Source organism: Clostridium sp. KLE 1755 (assembly GCF_000466465.2).
In the GTDB taxonomy this organism is placed as follows: Bacteria; Bacillota; Clostridia; order Lachnospirales; family Lachnospiraceae; genus Eisenbergiella; species Eisenbergiella porci.
In genome coordinates this window covers 33,369-54,536 of sequence record NZ_KE992771.1, presented here as the reverse complement: position 1 = coordinate 54,536, position 21,168 = coordinate 33,369, and the positions used below count along the sequence as shown (strand labels likewise).

Here is a 21,168-nt window from a genome sequence, read left to right as displayed (position 1 = left end):
CGGCCTGCGGCCGGGCCGGCAGTTCTCCCAAGTTATCCGATAAAAAAGCTGCCTTTCATTGATCCCGTAAACTGATAGTGGATGTCAAAAAAGTACTTCATGGCGCCGTTATAGCAGGCGTAGGCATCCAGCCCGCTGTAGCGTATGCGCACGTTTTCCGTCATGCGGCGAAATCCGGTTTCCTGCAGGGACAGACGGATTTCCTCTAAAAAAACGGGGCCGAGGGTACAGGCGTTGCCGCCAAGGACTATCAGGCGCGGATGGACGAGGCAAATCAGGTTGGACAGGGCAAAGGAAAATTCCCGGGCCATTTTCCGTATCACCTGAATCGCTGTCTGGTCCCCATAAAGGGCGGCTCTCCCCAGGTCGGCATAGCCGATGGAGGGCAGGGAAAGAAGGGAGGAGGAGGTTCCTTCGGCATGAAGCCGTCCGGGCAGGGCTTCTTCCGAGAGAACCAGCTCCAGGCAGCCGTTATTCCCGCAGGGGCAGGGCGGACCCTGGGGGGAGATGCTGAAATGGCCGAATTGTGTATAGGAGGCGCAGGCCCTTCCCAGAAGCCTGTCCTGGATAAAGAGCGCCGCGCCGATTCCGCGGCTGAAGCGGATGAAGGCATAGTCCTTTTCCAGGATTGCGGTGTAAACCTTTTCCGCATAAGCGGCGCAGGCGGTGTCGTTGAGAACCGCTGCCGCGTAGGAGGAAAAGGTTTCCCGAAGAAGAGGAATCACGCCGGTCTCCCCCTGATCCTGCGCCAAAGAAATGGTAGTGGAGAAAACCGTTTCTTTTTCCGGATCAATCATGGCGGGCAGCACGAAGCAAATCCCGAGAAGCTGCGTACTGCGGATGAGCTTCAGCATCCTTTCCTCCAAAAAGGCATGGCAAAGCTCAGTATAGGAGTCCCCGGGCGTTCTGTAAAGTTCCTGCTGCAGGAGGGTGGAACCACAGATATCAATGAGCTGGGCGTGCACCCTTTTTTCCTCCCAGCCAAAAACAGCGATATAGTGGTTCCCGGAGCAAAGCTCCAGGCAGTTGGGCTTTCTGCCCACGCCAGCGCTGTCTCCGGTGCCGGAATCATACAGGAAGCCGCTTCCCGTCAGCTCATCGATAAGCGCTGAAACGGCAGTGCGGCTCAATCCTGTTTTCTTTGCAAGGGCGGCCCTGGAGATTCCGCGGTTTTCAAAAATGGAGTTGTAGAGCAGCTTCAGGTTGGTATTTTTAATGAGCTGCTGATTGACTAATTTCATGGGCACCTCTTTGGTGAATTGCGGCCATGCCGGCATGGCGGGCAGTGTATTATAGCAGTAGCTGTGATGACACAAAGCATATAATTGTTTATGGATAAGCATAATTGTTATCTCATATTACAATTGGAATTTTAACACACACAACAAAGAAAGGCAACGGATACGTTCTCATTGCGCAGTGATTTTAAATGGCTGGATGCCTGCAGCGGTTTAATTGTCAGAACTGTTTTAATTGTAGTGGAGAGAAAAATTTAGGCATGCAAAAGGGATTGACAAGTACATTGCAGAATGCTATCTTGAATTTGTAAGATGATATTACTAATTAAGACTGCAAAACAGGGAAGGGAAAAAAGAGAAGCCGGAAGATGCGTACTGCCAGTCTGTGTAACAGGCATGGGCATCAATTCGCGCAGACAGGAGGAGTCATGAAAATTGGATTAATTGGTTGCGGGGGCATGGGAACCACACATAATCTGTCCCTGAAAGCATTATCCGGGAAAATGGATGTGGAGGTAACGGCGCTTGCCGACTGCAGGCAGGAATTTCTGGAGCGGGCCGCAAAGCAGTGGCCGCAGGCAAAGACCTATGTCACAGGCAGGGAGCTGCTGGAAAATGAAGAACTGGATGCGGTACATATATGTCTTCCCAGCTATCTTCATGCGGAACATGCCGTTTTAGCCATGGAAAAGGGCATGCATGTTTTTTGCGAAAAGCCGGTCTGCCTTACGGCGGAGGAGGGCAGGAGGCTGCTTGAGGTGCAGAAGAAAACCGGTGTCAGCGTGATGGTAGGGCAGGTGGTGCGCTCCTTTGATGAATACCGTTATCTGAAGGATGTATATGATAACAAAACCTACGGGAAATTAAAGTCCATCGTAATGCAACGTATCAGCGGAGATACGAAGTGGGGCTTTGAGGACTGGTTCCATGATGAGAAAAAGAGCGGCAGCGTGATACTGGATTTGCATATCCATGATCTGGATTTCCTGCGGTATATGCTGGGAGAGCCGGATTCCTTTGAGGTAAAGGCAACTGCTTTTGACAGCGGCATGGTAAACCAGGTGCTTGTTTCCTACCAGTTCGGGGATGTTTTTGCCACGGCGGAGGGTATATGGGATGTATGCACACAGCTTCCCTTCGATCCGTCCTTCCGTGCCTGCTTTGAAGAAGCAACGGTAATATTCCAGGGCAGGAGCAATCCTTCCCTGACGGTCTGGCACAAAGGCGGGGAGGTCAGCCACCCGCAGCTTGCGCCTGAGTTTACCATGCATGATACCTCAGCCGGAATCAATATATCTGACTTGGGGCCTTACTATACGGAAATTAAATACTTTTATGACTGCCTGAAGCAGGGAAAAGAGATCGAAAGGGCGCCGCTTTCGGAGGGCATAAAATCTGTGCTGCTGGGGCTGGAGGAACTGAAGGCGGCTAAAAAATATCTGGAGGAAAACAGAAGGAGGGCATAGGCAAATGCGTGTAGGCGTGGTGGTAGGTTTACATAAGGATACGGATTTAAAGGAAAAGTTCAGCGAACTGCGGGAAATGGGAATGGAAAGCTGCCAGCTTGTGTGCTGGGACAGGACGCTTCTGAATGAGGAGACGGCAGCCCTTGTAAAACAGGCGGTTGAGGAAGAAAAGATTGACATCACAGCTTTCTGGTGCGGCTGGGAAGGCCCCAGGACCTGGAATTTTTATGAAGGGCAGGAAACGCTCGGCCTGGTGCCTGCGGCATTCCGGTTCCAGAGGCTGCAGATGCTGATGGAGGGCTCTGATTTTGCAAAGCTGATCGGTGTGAAGAATCTGGTAACGCATGTGGGATATATGCCGGAAAATCCATATGATCCGAATTATCAGGGCGTGATCATATGTCTGAAGGAGCTTGCTGCAAAATGCAGGGAAAACGGACAGAATTTTCTGTTTGAAACCGGCCAGGAAACTCCTGTCACGCTGAAAAGGGCAATTCAGGATATCGGCCTTGATAACGTGGGCGTGAATCTGGATCCGGCCAATCTGCTCATGTACGGTAAAGGAAATCCGGTAGATGCGCTGGATGTGTTCGGAGAGTATGTCCTTGGCATCCACGGCAAGGACGGCTGCTATCCCACGGACGGCCATGAGCTGGGGGCGGAGATGCCCTTGGGCCAGGGAAGGGTGAATTACCCGGCCTTTATCAGAAAGCTGAAGGAAATCGGCTATGAAGGCGATATCACGATAGAACGGGAAATATCCGGTGAGGAACAGAAGAAGGATATTTTGATGGGGAAGAAGCTGCTGGAGGATTTGATAGCAGCGGAATAAATGAACGCGGCATGAAAGAGGATAAAAAAGCTTCTTTCGTGCCGCGGCTTTTTTTATGTGAGGCTCCGGCTGCTTATAGGGCTGAAAGAAATAAAGACGGGAAAGAAGAGGGATTTGTGGAAAATTACTAAATTTGAAAGTGAAAATATGGATAAAGCAGCTATTGTAATCAACAAAAAAAGCTGTTACAGTAATAACGTAGTTGAAAACGTTTTCAAAATATGGTGATTGAATGAGTGCATCTATACATGATGTGGCAAAGAGAGCGGGAGTCTCTATTTCGACCGTTTCCAGAGTTATAAATCACTCTGCGGGAGTAAAGGAAAGCAAGACAGCCGCAGTTCTTGAAGCCATGGAATATTATAATTATCAGCCCAGCCAGTTCGGCCGGGGACTGGTAACAGGAAGCTCCCAGATTGTCGGGGTATATTCTCCGCTGCCGGGAGGAGGAATGTTTCAGGACGGCTATATGCTGGAATGCCTAAGGGGCATTGAATGCGCGCTGAGCAAAAGCCAATACAGCCTTCTTCTGATTGGTGAGGTCAATTCTTTTGAAAAAAATGAAAAAGCCGCGCCAGGTTTTCTGGATTATGTGAATCAGAAAAAAATAGACGGGCTGATCGTCCTGTCCGTACCGGAAAAAGGAGCGGTAACCAATGCGTTGGAAGCAGTAATGGCACAGGATTTCCCGGTCGGCTATATCGGTAAAAGATTCAGCGGCTGCGGAAACAATGTTTATGCCATGTATGAAGAATATATGCTGGATTCCATAAAGCGGCTACATCAGCAGGGACATGAAAACATCGTCCTCCTTACCAATGAATACCGGCTGCAGATCCATCGTATGCTCATAGAAAAATGTAAATTCCTGTACCCACAGATCAGGATTTCCCTTTTGCTGCTTCCGGATAAATTCTCCGCGGATATGCTTCAGGAAACGCTCGCAAAACAATTGCTGGAAAATCACTGTACCGGGCTTATATGTGAAATGATGGAATTTGTCCCGCAGCTTATCAGCATTCTCCATTATTCAGGTCTTGAAGTGCCGGAGGATATATCAGTTATAAGCGTGGAGCATGTGAAGGGACGGGGAGAGCAGATTATACCGGCTGTGAATGCATACTATGTACCGGCCATGGCAATGGGAGAAACTGTGGCGGAGTATGTGTTAGAGCAACTGAGTACCGGCAGGAAAGAGGTCAGACATCGTTGCTTCCAACCGGAATACCAAATAAGAGAGAGCGTAAAATGCTTAAATATATAAGCATTTTACTTATACAATATTTTGAAAACGTTTTCAAAAAAGGAGGATAATTATGAAAGCGATTATGGTAATGTACGATTCCCTGAATCGGGAGATGCTGGAACCGTACGGCTGCGACTGGACGCTGACGCCTAATTTCAGGCGGCTGGCTGAAAAGAGTGTGCAGTTTGAAAATTGTTATGTGGGAAGCATGCCCTGCATGCCGGCGCGAAGAGAACTGCATACGGGCCGTATTAATTTTTTCCACAGGAGCTGGGGGCCGATGGAGCCGTTTGATGACTCCATGCCGGAGCTGCTGAAAAGAGCGGGGATTTATACGCATTTGGTCAGCGATCATCAGCATTACTGGGAGGACGGCGGAGCAACATACCACAACAGATATTCCTCCTGGGAAATTTCCAGGGGCCAGGAAGGGGATTTGTGGAAAGCTGATTTAGGCTGTCAGTTTGACAAAGGAACGGTATTCGTCCACAAAAAGGAAATGCTCTCATATCCGCCGTACACCGCCATGCTTGTGCATGATGAAATTAACCGCAGGCATATGGATACGGAGGAAAAGACCTCTCAGGCGGTAACCTTTGCCAATGGACTGGAATTTATTGAGGCCAATCACGGGCAGGACAACTGGTTCCTTCAGATTGAGACCTTTGATCCACATGAGCCCTTTTATACTCTGCAGCAGGATAAGGATCTGTATCCTCACCATTTCCGGGGAGATGCGGAAATGGATGCCGACTGGCCGCCTTACTGTCCGGTGGCAGAGGATGAAGAAACGGTACAGCATGTAAGATATAACTATGCGGCGCTGGTATCCAAATGTGACCGTTATCTGGGGAAGGTTCTGGATATCATGGATAAATATGACCTGTGGGAGGATACTATGCTGATCGTAAATACGGATCATGGCTTCCTGCTTGGGGAACATGGCTGGTGGGGGAAAACCGCCATGCCGATATACAATGAAATCGCGCATACGCCGTTGTTTATATATGACCCGCGCAGGAAAGAACTGGCCGGCGTCCACAGGAATGCCATTGTACAGACCATCGATCTGGCTCCTACGCTGCTTGATTATTTCGGAGTGGAAATTCCAGAAGATATGGAAGGCAAGCCGCTTAAACAGGTCATGGACAGTGATGAACCTGTCCGGTCCTATGCCGTATTTGGCTATCACGGCAGCCAGGTAAATGTGACGGACGGCAGATATGTTTATATGCATTCTGCAGAAAGGCCTGAGCTTCCGGTATATGAGTACACACTGATGCCAACGCACATGCGCCAGATGTTCCAGCCGGATGAGCTTCAGAATATTGTGATGTCAGAGCCTTTTTCCTTTACTAAGGGATGCAGGGTGATGAGAATTGAAGCGAAAAATGTAATGGGTGATACTACTAAATTTGGTTCAGCGCTTTATGATCTTAAAATCGACCCACATCAGACGGCCCCGGTCAGTGATAAGGAGACAGAGGAAAGAATGAAGGGGTATATTGCGGAATATATGGAGAAAAACGATGCGCCGGAGGAACTGTATACGAGACTGGGGATAGTCCGGTAAGCAGAATGCAAATGTGTAGAGGGAGGGGGGAAGGATATGCACTTTCCACCTGCCCGGTTAGTAAGTGACAGGAGTCACATGAGCGCTTCGGAGCGCAAAGGAGAAAAAATATGGATAGCTTAAGAAAAGCAGGTAAATGGGAAATTGCAGGATACGCTTTTGGCGGCCTGGGGAGCAACATTGCATACATACTGGTCATGTCTTATCTGACCTATTTTTTGACGGATATTTATGGGATTTCAGCACTGGCTGTTTCAGGGCTTATGCTTGTGGCGCGTATTATTGATGCGGTGACGGATCCCATGATGGGAATGATATCGGACAGAACCCGTTCCAGGCTGGGACGGTATCGTCCCTATCTGATATACGGCGCTCCATTTCTGGGGCTTTCCATCTTCTTTTTATTCTGTACGCCGTCTTTGAGTCCTGTGGGGAAGATAGTATATGCCTATGCACTGTATATTATTTATTCCCTGCTGTCAACCGTCTGCAATATTCCATATCATGCGCTGACGCCTGTAATGAGCGGTGATCCGCAGCAAAGAACGACAATTGTCACATGCAAGCAGGCAATGACAATTCCGTCAACCCTGTTTGTGGGCGTACTGGCCCTTCCCATGGTAGGTCTGTTTGGCGGAGGAGAAGGCGGCTGGGCAAAATATGGCCTGTTCGTAGGCATTATTACGACCCTGTCCTTCTGGCTTTGTGCATGGGGAGCAAAAAAGAAGGATACAATGGACGTAATGCCGGCATCGAAGGAAAGAATACCTTTTGGTACCCAGATAAAGCTTATTTTTAAAAATAAGCCCCTGCTTATGCTATTAATCGCTTTCTCAACGGATCAGTTTGCAGGAGCGGCAGCGTCTGCGGTAAATGTATATTATTTTATCTATTTTCTTGGGAGGAAAGATTTGGTGGCGGCAGTCTCCATGTATACGCTGGCAGTAAACGTAGTGGCATTTCTTGTAATCCCATATTTATCAAAATTATGCGGGAAGAAAAGGCTGTACATGATCTCCACAGCGCTGGTTATCGTGCCTTATACTATTTTATATTTTATGCCCGCCAATATTCCAGCCATTATCTGCTTTATGGTGGCGGCCGCCGGACTGGCAACAATTACTGGTACATTAGGCTGGGCCATGCTTCCAGACTGTGTTGAATATGGTCAGTGGAAAATGGGCATCCGTGGAGAAGGGACAATTTCTGCTTCCCTGACATTTTCCAATAAAGTGGGAATGGCTCTTGGCGGTTCCGTTACCGGTATTATACTGGCGGCCACAGGTTATGTGGCGGGGCAGGAACAGACCGGGGCGGTTATTGAGGCTATCAAGGCTATGAAATTCCTGTTCCCGGTGGCGGGGTATATCTGTTCTCTGATTTCTATGAGTTTTTATTGTATTACGGATAAATACTTCAATCAGATGATAGAGGATATGAAAAACGGAATAGAAGCGGAAAATTCTGTTTTGACAAAAGCACAGAATTAGCAGGCTGGCAGATATGATGTGAGGGACAGGAAGTTCACATCATTCCCGGTAAATATATCTGACCGCATAAATGCAGTTGCCAAAGTCAGATAACGGTACAAGCGAGTCCGAAGGGTTCATGGGATCCATGCACCGGAATTCTTTTCCGTCACTGTTTACGATAAGTACATAATGAAAGCTGCCGGAACCGTTTACGCGGACCCGTACGATGGGGAATATGCGTTTTGCCAGAAGATTTTCCAGCGTTTTTCCGGTGATGCCGTCTGCGCCCTGCCTTACGGCTGTGACGTTCAGGACGTTTTCCAGCGGCTCCCATTGGATATTGCCTTCATTATCATACACATGCTCTTTGGATAAAAACATATTTAAGGCGCCCGGATCGATACTGTCCGCGGCGCCTGTTATTGTTTCAGGCGTGATTCCCTCATACTGCAGCGCTGCTGCAAGGCAGGTGGTGAGGCAGCCGGAGGACTTCATGGTATAGGAAGATGAGCCGAGAAAATCCTCCGCCCAGGCAGGATCGCTTTGCAGATAACAGATGATATCGGAAGAACCTGCGGCATGGGATGCGCGGACCAGGACGCTGCCATGCTGGCGGGACATGTCAAAGAACAGGGCCCCGGCGGCCAGGATTATCAATAGTACGGTCAGGGCATATAAGTGTTTTTTCTTCATTTTACTCCCATCTGCCTGATCCGGCGGGCTTATAAAGCAGGTGGATCAAGGCATTTTCCTTTCGGCCCGTCAAATTGCTGTTTGCTATTGCTTTCCGTTTGATTTTTCGTTCCGCACAGGGCAGGAACGGCTTATTCTTTATGAATAAAGTATATTCAGTATACGCGTACTTTTTTCCTGCTGTCAATCTGCCGTATTATTGACATCTGCCGTATTATGTAATCTGCTGTATTGCCATATTGCAGAAGCCACTATATTGCGTATTCCTAAATCTCCAGTATTGCGATAATTCAGCGGCAGCTCCACCGTTGTTACTGCGCATGGAATGAATAGCGGCTTTTAGGCCACACCCTATTAAATTTATCAGAATTTGTTTCCAAGATAGAAATATACGTTCATATGAGGTATGATGATAAAAAGAGGAGCTTAAGCTGCGGAGGAGGGACGGACCGCGGCCGGTGCTCCGGAATAGATGGTGGCTGCCTATGAATTTACAGAAGTTCTTGTTGCTTGCAGCAGCGGCGGTGCTGACGGCTGCTTTCGGTCAGCATTATTTTCGGAATAATACAAAAAAAGAAAAACAGGTGCTGGTATTCAAGGCGCTGGCTACGGCCATGCCGGTTATGCTGGCATTTTTGTATGCCCTGACAGCGCAGGAGGTGCACAGGACGCTTTCCCTGATGATTTTGGCAGGGGCTTTCCTGTGCATGACGGCGGATGTGCTGCTGGAGCTTTATTTCCTTTCGGGAGTTGTCTCCTTTGGGCTGGGGCATGTCTGTTTTATCGCGGCTTATATGCATCTGACACAGTTTCGCGGATACACGGTGCTGATATTTCTGCTGTTCTTTTTGCTCATGCTTTTGCTTCATGGGAAATTTCTGCCGCAGCCCGGCTGGCAGATGATACTTATGATAGGTTATGCGGCGCTTCTTTCCGCCATGTCGGCGATGGCTGTGACGGCGGCGGTTCAGCTGGGCAGCCCGGCCGGGTATCTGACGGCAGCAGGAGGAATCTGTTTTTATATATCCGATAATATTCTGGGCTTCCGCCTGCTGCACGAAACGAAATCCCGTGTTTTGAGCGGGGTGCTTTTGACGCTGTATTATTCGGCGGTATATCTGATTGCAGCCGCAATGTATTTTCTGTGAGCAGGGAGGAAAAGAGAGGTGCTTACGGCAAAAGAGAAAGCCGCCATGGAATTAAAGAGGAATACCAGGCAGCGTTTTGCGGAAGAATAAAAGGTATGCGGACAGAAAGGTTTAAAAGTTTATACCCCAGGCAGAAACCAGATAATGGTTGCTGCCTGTTTTTTGTGAATTGATAAAAATATCTGGCATCGTTATTTCGGCTGGGAATACAGGCGGCGTTTTTTATAGCTGTCTATGAACCAATCGGTCTGGCGGCCACCAACCGAACGCAAAATATGCAATGTTTTTACCTCCTAAAACACAATTAATACATAGACTATGCGATTTAATTACGTTATACTCAGAAAAGTAAAGAAACGATCAGTTATGTAAAATCTTAGGCCGTTCTGTAAGAAGCCGGCCGGTTGACTGGCTTTTACGGTATTCCGAAGGAGACTCGTTGCAGAACTTATGGAAGACCCGGTTGAACTGTGAAAAGCTGGTGAAGCCGCAGGCGGAAGAAATATCTGTAATCTTGTCTTCCGTATTGAGCAGCAGGAACTGACAGTTGCGGATGCGTACCAGGTGGATGTATTGGGTAATGGTATAGCCGGTGACTTCCTTAAATTGATGGGACAGATAAAAGGGATCCATGTAGATGCTTTTGGCAAGTTCCTCCAGGGTGAGGTTGTCCATGTAATGGGTATGGATATAATTGGCTACGGTATATATTCGTTCGGACAGGCGATCCTCCGGGTTCTCTGTCTTGTAGATATTGCAGTCCTGGAAGTCCTTCAGGTAATACAGGAACTGGGTAAAAAGGCTGTGTACCATGAGCTCATAGGCGCCGGTCATTTCCTGGGAGCCGGCCTGGTGGGACAACGCTACGATTTCATTCAGGATCCGAACCAGAACCTCCTGTTGGGCTTCCGGAAAACGGAAGATAGGCACGGGCTCATGAAAAGGCGTTAAAAGATTTTCGTAGGTGTCTTTGAAACCATAGCCATCGTCGCGGTACATAAAGGTGATGACCAGTCTCTTGGAGGGCGTTTCACTGGGATAAAAGGACTTATGCAGGCGGGAAGGCTCCAGCAGAACGAAATCATTGGTTCGGATTCTGTAGGGGATACCCTCGATGAAATGTGTGGCCATTGGGCTTAACAGTATATGGATTTCGTAATAGGAATGAAGATGCTCAAATTCCATGTTCTTTTCCGTAGAACGGACGTCGAAATCAAAAAAATAAAATAGAGAATTTTCAATATCGTTGACAATGATAAAATGTTTTTCTTCATATTCAATTGTCTGAGGCATGGATAACGTACCTTCTTTCTGCCGTGCCGGCATTTAGCCAATTCTTTCACAATTATATTATAGCAGGGCAAATGCCAAATGGCAAGTAATATGAAAAATACAGCAGGTTATTGTTCAGATAAAGGTTACTGTTCACTCAGTACTGTGCATTTACTGCACAGTACGTAAGAAAGTGATTCAAGAGTGCATAAATCCCATCGCCGCAGGCGATTTTTAATGGATTTATGCAGTTACTGGTCACGGAGTGAACAGTAACAGATAAAGGCAGGAGGATAAAGGAATGTTACAGGAAGTTGACAGAAAGCTTCAGCAGCTGATAGGAGCCTTTTCGGAGATCTTATATGAGGATGATGAAATATTCATGGAGAATATGCGCCGGAAAAAGAACCTTCCTGAGGAAGAACTGCAAAAATACGCGCACTGGGAATGGACACAGGGAGTAGGACTTTACGGCATCTGGAAATTGTTTGCCGCTTCCGGCGAGAAAAAATATCTGGAAATGCTGACCCGGTATTATGACAGACAGCTGCAGGTAGGCTTTCCGCAGTGCAATGTGAATACGGCCGCTCCTTATCTGACCCTCTCCTATCTGGCGGAATACCTGCAGAGTGAGACTTACCTGCAGCCCTGCCGGGAAGCCGCGGAATGGATTATGTACGAAATGCCCAGAACCTCGGAAGGCGGGATACAGCATATGACCTCCGATGATGTCAATGAGCAGGAGCTTTGGGACGATACCCTGGTGATGACCGTACTTTTCCTGGCCAATATGGGAAGAATCCTGGATCGGGAGGACTACAGGAACGAGGCCCAGTATCAGTTTCTGCTGCATATGAAATACCTGCAGGATCCGGTCAGCGGCTTCTGGTACCATGGCTGGACCTTTCTGGAAAGAAACCACTTTGCAGGGGCTTTCTGGGGGCGGGGGAACTGCTGGATTACAATTGCAATTCCGGAGCTGCTTGACAGCATAGCCTGTTCCGAGCCTGTGGCGCGTATTTTACAGGAGGCCCTCAGAAATCAGGTGGAAGCTCTGGCGGGGTATCAGTCGGACAGCGGTATGTGGCACACGCTGCTGGATGATCCGGAATCCTACGAGGAGGCCAGCGCAACCTGTGGCTTTGCCTATGGAATCCTGCGGGGAGTGCATTGCGGGCTTCTGGAGGAAAAGTGGCTGGGGACGGCGGAACGGGCGCTGAAGCCTGTTTTATCCCTGATATCGGAGGAGGGAATTCTGGGACAGGTATCCTATGGAACACCTATGGGAAGGGAAAACAGGGATTTCTACAAGGAAATTCCGTTGAAGCCCATGCCTTACGGACAGGCGCTGGCTATTTTATTCCTGGTGGAATGGAAAAAATTAAGAGCAGATGACGAAGTGACTGAATAGTTACCGGATTTATCAAAACAACAGGAGGACATATGAAAGGGAAGAACACACCGTCTCGGGCGGACAGGAAAAAAACAAATGCAAAACTCTACCTGAGAAATAACTGGCAGCTGTATGCCATGCTGCTGATTCCCGTCATCTACATGATTTTGTTTAAGTACAAACCCATGTTGGGCGTGGTCGTAGCGTTTAAAAAGTTCAATATTTTCCAGGGTATCTGGAACAGTCCGTGGATTGGACTGGCACATTTTAAGGAAGCCTTTACTTCCCGTGATTTCTGGGATGCCTTGAAAAACACCCTGATACTGAATATGGGAGATTTGATTATCGGCTTTCCCATCCCTATATTTCTGGCAGTTTTCCTGAATGAGCTGCGCAGCGGCAGGGTGCGTAAGGTGACGCAGACATTGCTGTATCTGCCAAATTTCCTGTCCTGGGTTATTATTTCAGGTATTGTTACCCAGCTGTTTGCCAATACCGGTATGGTGAACAACATCGCAAACGCCCTGGGCACTGAAAGTATCCCGTTTTTGAGCAACAGCGGAATATGGCGGTTTGTGTACTGGTTTTCCGGCGTATGGCAGGGCGCAGGCTATTCTCTTATCGTTTACCTGGCGGCCTTGATGGCTACGGATGCTTCCCTGGGAGAGGCTGCTTACATAGACGGCGCTACACGCCTGCAGCGTATCTGGTATGTGACGCTGCCGCAGATTTCTTCCACGATAACCGTCCTGCTGATTATGCAGATTGGCAAGCTGGTGTCCATCAGCTTTGACAGGCCTTATCTGATGGGAAATACCATGGTGCGTGATGCATCCAGTGTAATCAGCACTTATGTATATTCCATTGGTCTGGCATCAGGGCGGTTTGACTTTGCTACGGCGGTGGGACTTTTCCAGACAGTGGTAGGAGTCGTGCTGGTACTGTCGGCCAACTGGGTGATTAAGAAGATGGGACAGGAGGGGATTGTGTAATGAACAGCGGAATTAACAGCAGAACAGAAAAATTATTCCAGTTCTTCTGGACGGCATTTTTTATCCTGATAACGGTAATCGCGATGATTCCAATTCTGCGGGTTATCTCCGTATCCTTCAGCTCCAAGGATGCGATTACGGCAGGCAGGGTTTTTGTATTCCCGGTAGGCTTTAATACGGAAGCCTATACCAAGGCGCTGCAGAGCGGAAGCTTCGTACGTGCATTTGGCTATTCCATCGTACTGATGCTGGGTTCTACGGCAGTGAACCTTCTGATGACCGTGCTGGCGGCATATCCGCTCTCCAAGAAAGGCTTAAAGGGCGGCGGCCTCATCATGACCCTGTTTGTACTGACCATGTATCTGAATCCGGGCATCATCCCTGAATATTTGAACGTAAGAAGCTTTGGCATGATCGATACGGTATGGGCTTTGATAATTCCGGGAGCGCTGAGTGCCTACAACATGATTATCATGTGCAATTCCTTCCGCGGGATTGATTCCGCCATCTATGACGCGGCAAAGATAGACGGCTGCAGCCAGCTTACCACGCTGACAAAAGTGGCGCTTCCGCTGGTATACCCCACAATGGCGACCCTGGGACTGTTCTATGCGGTGGGCCGGTGGAACGGGATCAGTGATGTATTGTACTACATAAATTCTTCATCGCTTTATACCGTTCAGATGGTATTGAAGCAGTTTGTGGAAGCGGTGAACGTATCCGTAGAGGAAGGTATGACTACAAACCTGATAGCGGAAAATATCAAGGCGGCAAGTATTGTGATTTCCATGCTTCCCATGTTGGTGGTATATCCGTTTGTACAGAAATTCTTCACTAAAGGCATCATGATCGGGGCTGTAAAGGGGTAACCGGTAAGGTCCGGAAAAACCGATGTACGGCTCCGGAGAGGTGATATGGTTTTGTTAAACTATATCCGGCGGAAAATCCGGATATTTTTAAGAAATATAGAAGCACGAAAAATTTTAAATGGAGGAACAGCTATGAAGAGAAAAGGTATTTTTAAGAAGACACTGGCAGTTGCCCTTGCCGCTGCAATGACTTTGGCAATGGCAGGCTGCGGCGGAAAAGAGACAGGAGCCGGCACGGCGGACGGAGGCAGCGCCCAGACAGCCGCTTCCGGCACAGAGGCGGCAGCCGGAACAGATACTGCGGAAAAAGGAAAAGAGGTTACCATCCGCGTGATGGCATGGGACAGAGGAAATGCGGCGCCCGGGACAACCACGGAGAATAACGCTCTGACTCAGTGGATCCAGGAGCAGGTAAAGGAACTGTATAATATTAATGTGGAATATGTTTCCGTTCCCCGTTCGGAATCCGATGACAAGCTGAATATCATGATGTCCGGCGGAACTGCCCCGGATATTGTATTTACCTATGATCAGACCCTGTTCTACAGCTATGCCAACAGCGGCGCGCTTCATGAACTGACTGACGTTTATAATCAGTATGGATCTAATATCCAGAAGTTCTGCGCTGAAGCCCAGGATATCAGTGTAATGGAGAATAAGAAATATGCCGTGATGAAGCAGAGAGGTACTGAGGAACCCCGCCACATGGCATACATCAGAAAAGACTGGCTGGACGAGCTTGGCATGGAAATGCCCACTACGAAAGAGGAACTTGGCAAATATCTCTATGCTGTAAAAGAAAAAAATCTGGGAGGCGACACCACTATCCCCTGGGCTATGAGCGGCCGGAATGATACCGAGAAGATGTACCTGAATTTCCTTGGTTCCTATGTGGATCTGCCGGATGACCGTACAGCCTATATCTATAATGAATGGTATATGTCGGTGGCTCCCGGTGCGGAGGAAGGCCTGAAGCAGCTGAACCAATGGTACAATGACGGCCTGATCACCAAAGATTTCCCTACCGATACGGCTGAAGATGTATATATGGCGGCAATTTCCAACGGCAGCGTGGGCTTCGTCCTGGACGACCCTTATCATCCTCATGCAAGCTTTGAAATACTGAACAATGCATTAGGTCATGAGACCTTCGTACCCATTCAGTGCTTTGATCTGCCGGATGGAAGCTACAGAAATCCTTTTGAGTACCGTTATGCCATGTTTGTAATGATTCCCACCACCACAAGTGATGAGAAGGTGGAAGCCTGCATGAAGTATCTGAACTGGATGGCTGACCCTGAAGTGGCTGTCAAAATACGTTATACACCGGATTACAAGACAGATGATCTTGGTGTGGCAGTAGAGCCTGCCGAGGCTGAAAAGAACGAAAAAGGTTATCCTGGCACCTGTGATGACTGGTGCATCATGAACCTGAACTTTGAGTGGGCCAATGATCCCGAGGTGCTGGCGCAGACCTCCTTCAACAACCAGGCCACCCAGTGGGCAAGCCTTGAATGGTATCAGAGTATCCAGACAGTGAAGGAAGTAGGAAAGTTCCGTTTCCCTGTATTCTCCTACATAGCAGAGGATGAGCAGACCTACGGCACGGATGTTAAGACCCGTATGATTGAGTTTGTATATCGCTGTATCGTAGCGCCCGCAGATCAGTTTGAGGCTACCTATGAGTCAGGCCGTAACGAGCTGGTAAATGCAGGTTTGCAGAAAATCCTGGACGGAAGAGCAGAATACTTTGACAGCCAGAACTAGAGTGCGTTAATATGGAAGGCGAAGGCTGGATGCACCGAAATTTATAGTTATTGATAAGCAGAATAAGCCTGTTACTCCGGTAGCAGGCTTTTTCTCAGGTAATCAATTGATTTCCTGAGCCATGAGCGGCTCCGGGGATAAAATAATATGCTTAAGCCACACTTCTTTGTACCTGAGCAAAGGGAAAGGAATGAACGAGAATGGAAAAACATTATGAAATAATTTTAAGGGATACCGAGGAACGGGTATTCAGCCGTCTGCGGTCGCAGGAGCTGGATGAAAAAAGCCCCTGTTACGGAGGCTTTTATGACAGGGATCGGATGGTCCAGGCTAAATATACGATTATCTGCGTGGAGCCCATGATCACGCTGTATTGTAATCCGGACAGCCGCTATTACCGCAACTCCCTGCTGGCGCAGCGGGCAGAACTGGGGCTTTCCTATATCCGCAGCGTGCAGCACGAAAACGGACTTTTTGACTATGTTACCTGTAACTTCTTCTCAGCGCCGGATACGGCTTTCTGCATTGGTTTCTTTATCCCGGTGTATGAGTATCTGCAAAAGCTTGGGAATCGCACCGAACAGGAAGAGATTTTTTTACAGAAGGTGGGGGAAATTGTACATGACGGCGCATATGGCCTGCTGGAGGGCGGCTTCCATACGCCCAACCACCGTTGGGCAATTGCTTCTTCACTGGCGAAATGCGGGGTGCTTTTCAATGATAAAAAGCTGTCGGAAAGCGCGGGTATTTACCTGATAGAGGGGATTGACTGCAATGCCGACGGTGAGTTCGCAGAGAAATCCGCCGGCAATTATAACAGCGTTAATAACGATGCCATGCTGATGCTTTCCGACGCCACTGGAGACGCCCAATACGAGCAGCATACCATCCGCAACCTTCATATGATGCTTACCTACTGGGAGCCGGACGGAAGTATTTTCACTGCCAATTCCACCCGTTTCGACAAAGACAGGCTGGTATATCCATTGAGCTATTACATAGAGTATCTGGCCATGGGCATGAAATATGACATTCCGGAATTTCTCGGGATGTGCAACACTATTTTTGACATCATTGAGGAAAAAAAGATTTCCTCGCCGGAATGCCTGATTTATCTGATGCTGCACCCCGAATATCGAAGCTTTGAGTATGCGGGACGCTATGAACAGCCGGATTTCGTCCGGTTTTATGAGGATTCCGGAATACTGCGGGCCAGGAAGGGGCACTACAGCTACACGGTGATGCGGGAGAAGTCCAATTTTCTCTATTTCCATAACGGAACCAGCAAGCTGGAGATGAAGGTGGCGGGAAGCTTCTGCGAGCACAGGGCGTTTAAGGCGGAAACGATGGAAATCCTGCCTGGCGGCACGGCCCATCTCCATCAGACCATGAGGGGCTGGTACTACCTGCCTTTTGAAGAAAAGCCGGAAACCAGCGACTGGTGGAAGATGGATCAGAGCAAGAGGAAAAAGAAGCTGGGACCGGATATGGAGATCGATGTGTATGTGGAGCCTGCGGAGGGCGGCATAGACGTGCGTGTGGTAACAGAGGGAGTGCAGGGAGCGCCCTGGAGAGTGGAGCTGGCCTTTTCCGGCATTGATTATATGGCAAGCGAGCATGTGATGCTTCCGGTGAACGGCAGTGAGGTGTTGGTAATCAAGGATCCGGAGCTGGAGGCCTACAATGAAAAGGACAGCCTGTTAATCGGGCCGGGATTTGGAGAGCATCGTTTTACAGAGGGGAAGGAGGACAGTGAAACCAAGACCCCGGGAGCTGTTACGGTATATTTCACTGATTATACTGCCTTCGACCATACGATCCGCATCCGTAACCGCAGGGATCTGGAGGAAAAACTGCTGGCGGGGCGGTAAGGGCGGCCAGGAAAATGGAAAGAGAAAATTATGAATGACAAAAAAATAAAAAAAAGAATATTGATGGCCTTTATCGGCGTCATCGTCAGCGGACTGGCGGTGGGATTATTCCGGAACGCCCGGTTTGGGACGGATCCATTTCAGGTGTTTGTGAATGGAATCAGCAACAAGGTTACATTTATGGACTTCGGGACGCTGTATATGCTGATAAACCTGTTGATGCTGCTGCTTATTTTTCTCCTGAATAAACATCATATCGGGATATCCACTTTTGTGAACATTTTCCTGCTGGGATACGTGGTACAGTTTTCGGACAACGTGGTGGCAGGCCTGGTGGGGGACAGTCCGTCCATGCCGGTGCGGATTGCGCTGCTGGCAGCAGGACTGGTAATCCTCTGCTTTGCATCGGCCATGTACTTTACGGCGGATCTGGGAGTATCCACCTATGATGCCGTGTCCCTGATTCTGACGGAACGGAAGCTGGGAAAATTCCGGTATCTGCGGATTACCACGGATGTGATCTGCGTTATTGTGGGATTTGCCCTGGGAGCGGTAGTGGGGGTGGGAACGGTAGTGACGGCGTTCTTTATGGGACCGCTGATAGACTTTTTTAATATTCACGTCGCGCGGCCGTTTTTGTATGGAAAGGAAAATAAACAGTAGCTGCGAGAAAAAAGAACAATTGTAATATACAAAAAAATGCCTGTCATCCGGGAGCTGATTCTTCCGGATGACAGGCGTTTTTTATACTGACATGATTTCTTCTGTGGAGATTACAGCGTTCAGAGGATTAAACGGTTACAGATACTTCCGGTACGGCTCCTCCGAAGCATCCAGGAAACAGACACCCACGAGTCCGCGTCCCGTATGGGCGCCGATGGCACAGCCTACAACCGATACCATAATATCTGCGGGATGCAGTTTTTCCCGGAGCAGGTCCAGGACGAAATCCATGGCCTCCTCATCCTCGCCGTGGCAGACGGAAAACAGCTGTTTTTCGATTTCAACGCCGTTTTCCTGGGCATATTCCACCAGGCTTTTCAGGGATTTCTTGTGCCCGCGCACCGTTTTCAGGACCTGCAGGCTCCCTGCTTCGTCCACAATCAGCACCGGCTTCATATCCAGCGCTTCCGCCAGATTACCCTTCCATTTGGAAAGCCTGCCGCCTTTAATCAGATAGGCAAGCGTATTTACCGTAAACACATGCCGGATGTGCCTGCGGTAGAATTCGGCGGCTTCCAGCAGCGTCTCCTTGGAGGCGCCGTTCTCAAGCATGGTCAGCAGCTTGACCACCAGAAGGCCGAAGCCTGCGGAGGCGCAGAGGGAATCGATAATGGTCAGATCAAAATCGGGGTATTCCTCCAGTACATTGGCCTTTGCCAGATTGGCGGCATTAAAGGTGCCCGCGATTCCGGTGGAAAAGCAGAGATATATCACACTGTCCCCGTTTTTGGCATAGGGGGTAAAGGCTTCCTCAAACATGGCCGGGTTGATGTGGTAGGTTTTCACATCGCGGCTGGTATCGTCCAGTATATTGTAAAATTCCCTGGAATGGATGGTCTGGCCGTCAAGATAATCCACCTCATCAATGACCACCGGAGTGGGTATGACATGAAGCTGATAGCGGCGGATGACTTCCTCCGTCAGGTCAGAGGCGGAGTCCGTGATTATTTTAAGCATAAAGTCTCCTTGTTGTTTTTATATTGGTCAGTGAACCTGTCCCATCTGATCCAGCAGCTGGATTTTGATATGATACAGCTTGGAGGAAAGATCCACATATACCTGGTGAGGGTTGACAAGACGTCTCGTTTCATCCCAGAGCGTGTCCAGCTCCTTCTGACAGTATTCCCTGATTTCCATAACACTGGGAGAGGTGTAGACACATTTCCCATCCAGGAAAACGGGAACCATCAGTTCACGCATGGTATAGGTACCGGGCTCCAGCAGCGTCTTTTTCCACGGCTCCAGGGGATCGAAGAGGAGAAGAGGCTCATTCTCGTCAAAAACCTCATCCTCCAGGGCGATGAGATCCGCCTTGATTTTTCCTGATTCCTTTTCATAGATGCGGTGAATTACCTTATTGCCCGGATTGGTGATTTTTTCTGAATTTTCAGAAAGCTTTATTTTGGGGATGAAGTTCCCGTTCTCATCCATAATGGCGGCAAGCTTGTACACGCCGCCGAAGGAAGGCCAGTTCTTGGAGGTGATCATATGGGTGCCCACACCCCAGGAGGTAACCTTGCAGCCCTGTGCCTTCAGGCTGTCGATCAGGTATTCATCCAGATCGTTGGAGGCGGAGATGACGGCGTCCGGGAAGCCTGCCTCATCCAGCATCTTCCTTGCTTTCTTGGAAAGATACGCCAGGTCGCCGCTGTCCAGGCGGATTCCGTAGAAGGTCAGCGGAATGCCCGCCTCACGCATTTCCGTAAATACGCGGATGGCATTGGGAACGCCGGATTTCAGGGTATCATAGGTATCTACCAGCAGGATGCAGGCGCCGGGATACATGTCCGCATATACCTTGAAGGCGGTGTATTCATCCGGGAAGCTCATGATCCAGCTGTGGGCATGCGTGCCCTTCACGGGTACATCAAACATCTGTCCGGCAAGCACGTTGCTGGTGCCGATGCAGCCGCCGATCATAGCGGCCCTTGCGCCGTAAATGCCGGCGTCAGGCCCCTGCGCGCGGCGGAGGCCGAATTCCATGATTCCGTCGCCGCGGGCCGCATAGCATACCCTGGACGTCTTGGTGGCGATGAGGCTCTGGTGGTTGATAATATTCAGAATAGCGGTTTCAATCAGCTGCGCTTCCATAATAGGAGCGATGACTTTAATCATTGGTTCCCTGGGGAACATGATGCTTCCTTCCGGAATTGCATAGATGCTTCCGGAAAATTTGAAATTTTGCAGATATTCAAGGAAGTCGTCCTCAAAAATTCCCAGACCTTTCAGATAGGTAATTTCATCATTATCGAAATGCAGGTTTTCCACATATTCGATAACCTGTGCAAGCCCTGCGCAGATGGCGTATCCGGATTCCATCGGGTTATTCCGGTAAAAGGCGTCAAAAATTACCGTTTCATTACGGTCCATGTTCTTAAAGTAGCCCTGCATCATCGTCAGTTCGTAAAGATCGGTCATGAGGGTAAGATTCCGCGTTTTCATGGTTTCTCCTCCGCTTTCAGCATTATGGGTTCAGACACGGGACGGCGGATGAAGGGCTGTCCCCTGCCTGTATAGGAATGTATTAAATTACACATATCATACGCGTAATTACCCAAGAAAGCAAGATTTTTTCGCGAGGGGGCCGCCCGTGGAGGAAACCGGTGTGCCGGC

Annotated in this window: 17 protein-coding genes; 12 read left to right on the top strand and 5 right to left on the bottom strand. The window is 49.0% G+C overall.

Features of this window, described 5'->3' with window-relative positions; all coding sequences use genetic code 11:
• Positions 1 to 32: 32 nt before the first annotated feature.
• Complete coding sequence (locus HMPREF1548_RS24900; protein ID WP_025487633.1) at positions 33 to 1,241, bottom strand: ROK family transcriptional regulator; 1,209 nt, start codon at positions 1,239 to 1,241, stop codon at positions 33 to 35.
• A gap of 425 nt (positions 1,242 to 1,666) precedes the next feature.
• On the opposite strand from HMPREF1548_RS24900, the gene HMPREF1548_RS24895 reads away from it, so the two are divergent.
• From HMPREF1548_RS24895 to HMPREF1548_RS24875, 5 genes are all read left to right on the top strand, one after another.
• On the top strand, positions 1,667 to 2,704 hold the full coding sequence (locus HMPREF1548_RS24895) for a Gfo/Idh/MocA family protein (protein ID WP_035323851.1): 1,038 nt from the start codon (positions 1,667 to 1,669) through the stop codon (positions 2,702 to 2,704).
• Positions 2,705 to 2,708: 4 nt separating this feature from the next.
• Positions 2,709 to 3,536, top strand: coding sequence for a sugar phosphate isomerase/epimerase family protein (locus tag HMPREF1548_RS24890; RefSeq protein ID WP_021639523.1), 828 nt, complete (start codon positions 2,709 to 2,711; stop codon positions 3,534 to 3,536).
• A 232-nt stretch (positions 3,537 to 3,768) separates the two neighbouring features.
• The gene (locus HMPREF1548_RS24885; RefSeq protein ID WP_021639521.1) at positions 3,769 to 4,800 is read left to right on the top strand and encodes a LacI family DNA-binding transcriptional regulator; all 1,032 of its coding nucleotides are present in this window, start codon (positions 3,769 to 3,771) and stop codon (positions 4,798 to 4,800) included.
• Positions 4,801 to 4,852: 52 nt separating this feature from the next.
• On the top strand, positions 4,853 to 6,355 hold the full coding sequence (locus HMPREF1548_RS24880; RefSeq protein WP_021639520.1) for a sulfatase: 1,503 nt from the start codon (positions 4,853 to 4,855) through the stop codon (positions 6,353 to 6,355).
• Positions 6,356 to 6,465: 110 nt separating this feature from the next.
• The gene (locus tag HMPREF1548_RS24875) at positions 6,466 to 7,845 is read left to right on the top strand and encodes an MFS transporter (RefSeq protein ID WP_021639519.1); all 1,380 of its coding nucleotides are present in this window, start codon (positions 6,466 to 6,468) and stop codon (positions 7,843 to 7,845) included.
• A gap of 39 nt (positions 7,846 to 7,884) precedes the next feature.
• Here HMPREF1548_RS24875 and HMPREF1548_RS24870 read toward each other — a convergent pair whose 3' ends face one another.
• Positions 7,885 to 8,520, bottom strand: coding sequence for a cysteine peptidase family C39 domain-containing protein (locus HMPREF1548_RS24870; protein WP_021639518.1), 636 nt, complete (start codon positions 8,518 to 8,520; stop codon positions 7,885 to 7,887).
• Between the two features lie 485 nt (positions 8,521 to 9,005).
• On the opposite strand from HMPREF1548_RS24870, the gene HMPREF1548_RS24860 reads away from it, so the two are divergent.
• Positions 9,006 to 9,668, top strand: coding sequence for a lysoplasmalogenase (locus HMPREF1548_RS24860; protein WP_021639515.1), 663 nt, complete (start codon positions 9,006 to 9,008; stop codon positions 9,666 to 9,668).
• A gap of 360 nt (positions 9,669 to 10,028) precedes the next feature.
• On the opposite strand, the gene HMPREF1548_RS24855 is transcribed toward HMPREF1548_RS24860, so the two are convergent.
• Entirely contained in the window at positions 10,029 to 10,961 is a 933-nt protein-coding gene (locus HMPREF1548_RS24855) for a helix-turn-helix transcriptional regulator (protein WP_035323848.1), read from the bottom strand.
• Positions 10,962 to 11,241: 280 nt separating this feature from the next.
• Between HMPREF1548_RS24855 and bglB the strand changes: the two genes are divergently transcribed.
• The 6 genes from bglB (at position 11,242) to HMPREF1548_RS24825 (ending at position 18,495) form a co-directional block, all read left to right on the top strand.
• Positions 11,242 to 12,351: a beta-galactosidase BglB gene (gene bglB, locus HMPREF1548_RS24850; protein ID WP_021639512.1), complete on the top strand. Its 1,110-nt coding sequence runs from the start codon at positions 11,242 to 11,244 to the stop codon at positions 12,349 to 12,351.
• Positions 12,352 to 12,383: 32 nt separating this feature from the next.
• A complete protein-coding gene (locus HMPREF1548_RS24845) occupies positions 12,384 to 13,325 on the top strand; it encodes an ABC transporter permease (RefSeq protein WP_021639511.1) in 942 nt (313 codons plus the stop codon).
• Entirely contained in the window at positions 13,325 to 14,194 is an 870-nt protein-coding gene (locus HMPREF1548_RS24840) for a carbohydrate ABC transporter permease (RefSeq protein ID WP_021639510.1), read from the top strand. The genes HMPREF1548_RS24845 and HMPREF1548_RS24840 overlap by 1 nt, the downstream gene beginning before the upstream one ends.
• 132 nt (positions 14,195 to 14,326) lie before the next feature.
• Positions 14,327 to 15,961: an extracellular solute-binding protein gene (locus HMPREF1548_RS24835; protein ID WP_180998400.1), complete on the top strand. Its 1,635-nt coding sequence runs from the start codon at positions 14,327 to 14,329 to the stop codon at positions 15,959 to 15,961.
• Positions 15,962 to 16,161: 200 nt separating this feature from the next.
• Complete coding sequence (locus HMPREF1548_RS24830; protein WP_021639508.1) at positions 16,162 to 17,832, top strand: hypothetical protein; 1,671 nt, start codon at positions 16,162 to 16,164, stop codon at positions 17,830 to 17,832.
• A 30-nt stretch (positions 17,833 to 17,862) separates the two neighbouring features.
• Positions 17,863 to 18,495, top strand: a complete 633-nt coding sequence (locus tag HMPREF1548_RS24825) for a YczE/YyaS/YitT family protein (protein ID WP_021639507.1) — start codon at positions 17,863 to 17,865, stop codon at positions 18,493 to 18,495.
• Positions 18,496 to 18,630: 135 nt separating this feature from the next.
• On the opposite strand, the gene HMPREF1548_RS24820 is transcribed toward HMPREF1548_RS24825, so the two are convergent.
• Both HMPREF1548_RS24820 and HMPREF1548_RS24815 read right to left on the bottom strand, forming a co-directional pair.
• Positions 18,631 to 19,512: a DegV family protein gene (locus HMPREF1548_RS24820; protein WP_021639506.1), complete on the bottom strand. Its 882-nt coding sequence runs from the start codon at positions 19,510 to 19,512 to the stop codon at positions 18,631 to 18,633.
• 27 nt (positions 19,513 to 19,539) lie between these two features.
• Positions 19,540 to 20,997, bottom strand: coding sequence for a nicotinate phosphoribosyltransferase (locus HMPREF1548_RS24815; protein WP_021639505.1), 1,458 nt, complete (start codon positions 20,995 to 20,997; stop codon positions 19,540 to 19,542).
• Positions 20,998 to 21,168 lie beyond the last annotated feature (171 nt).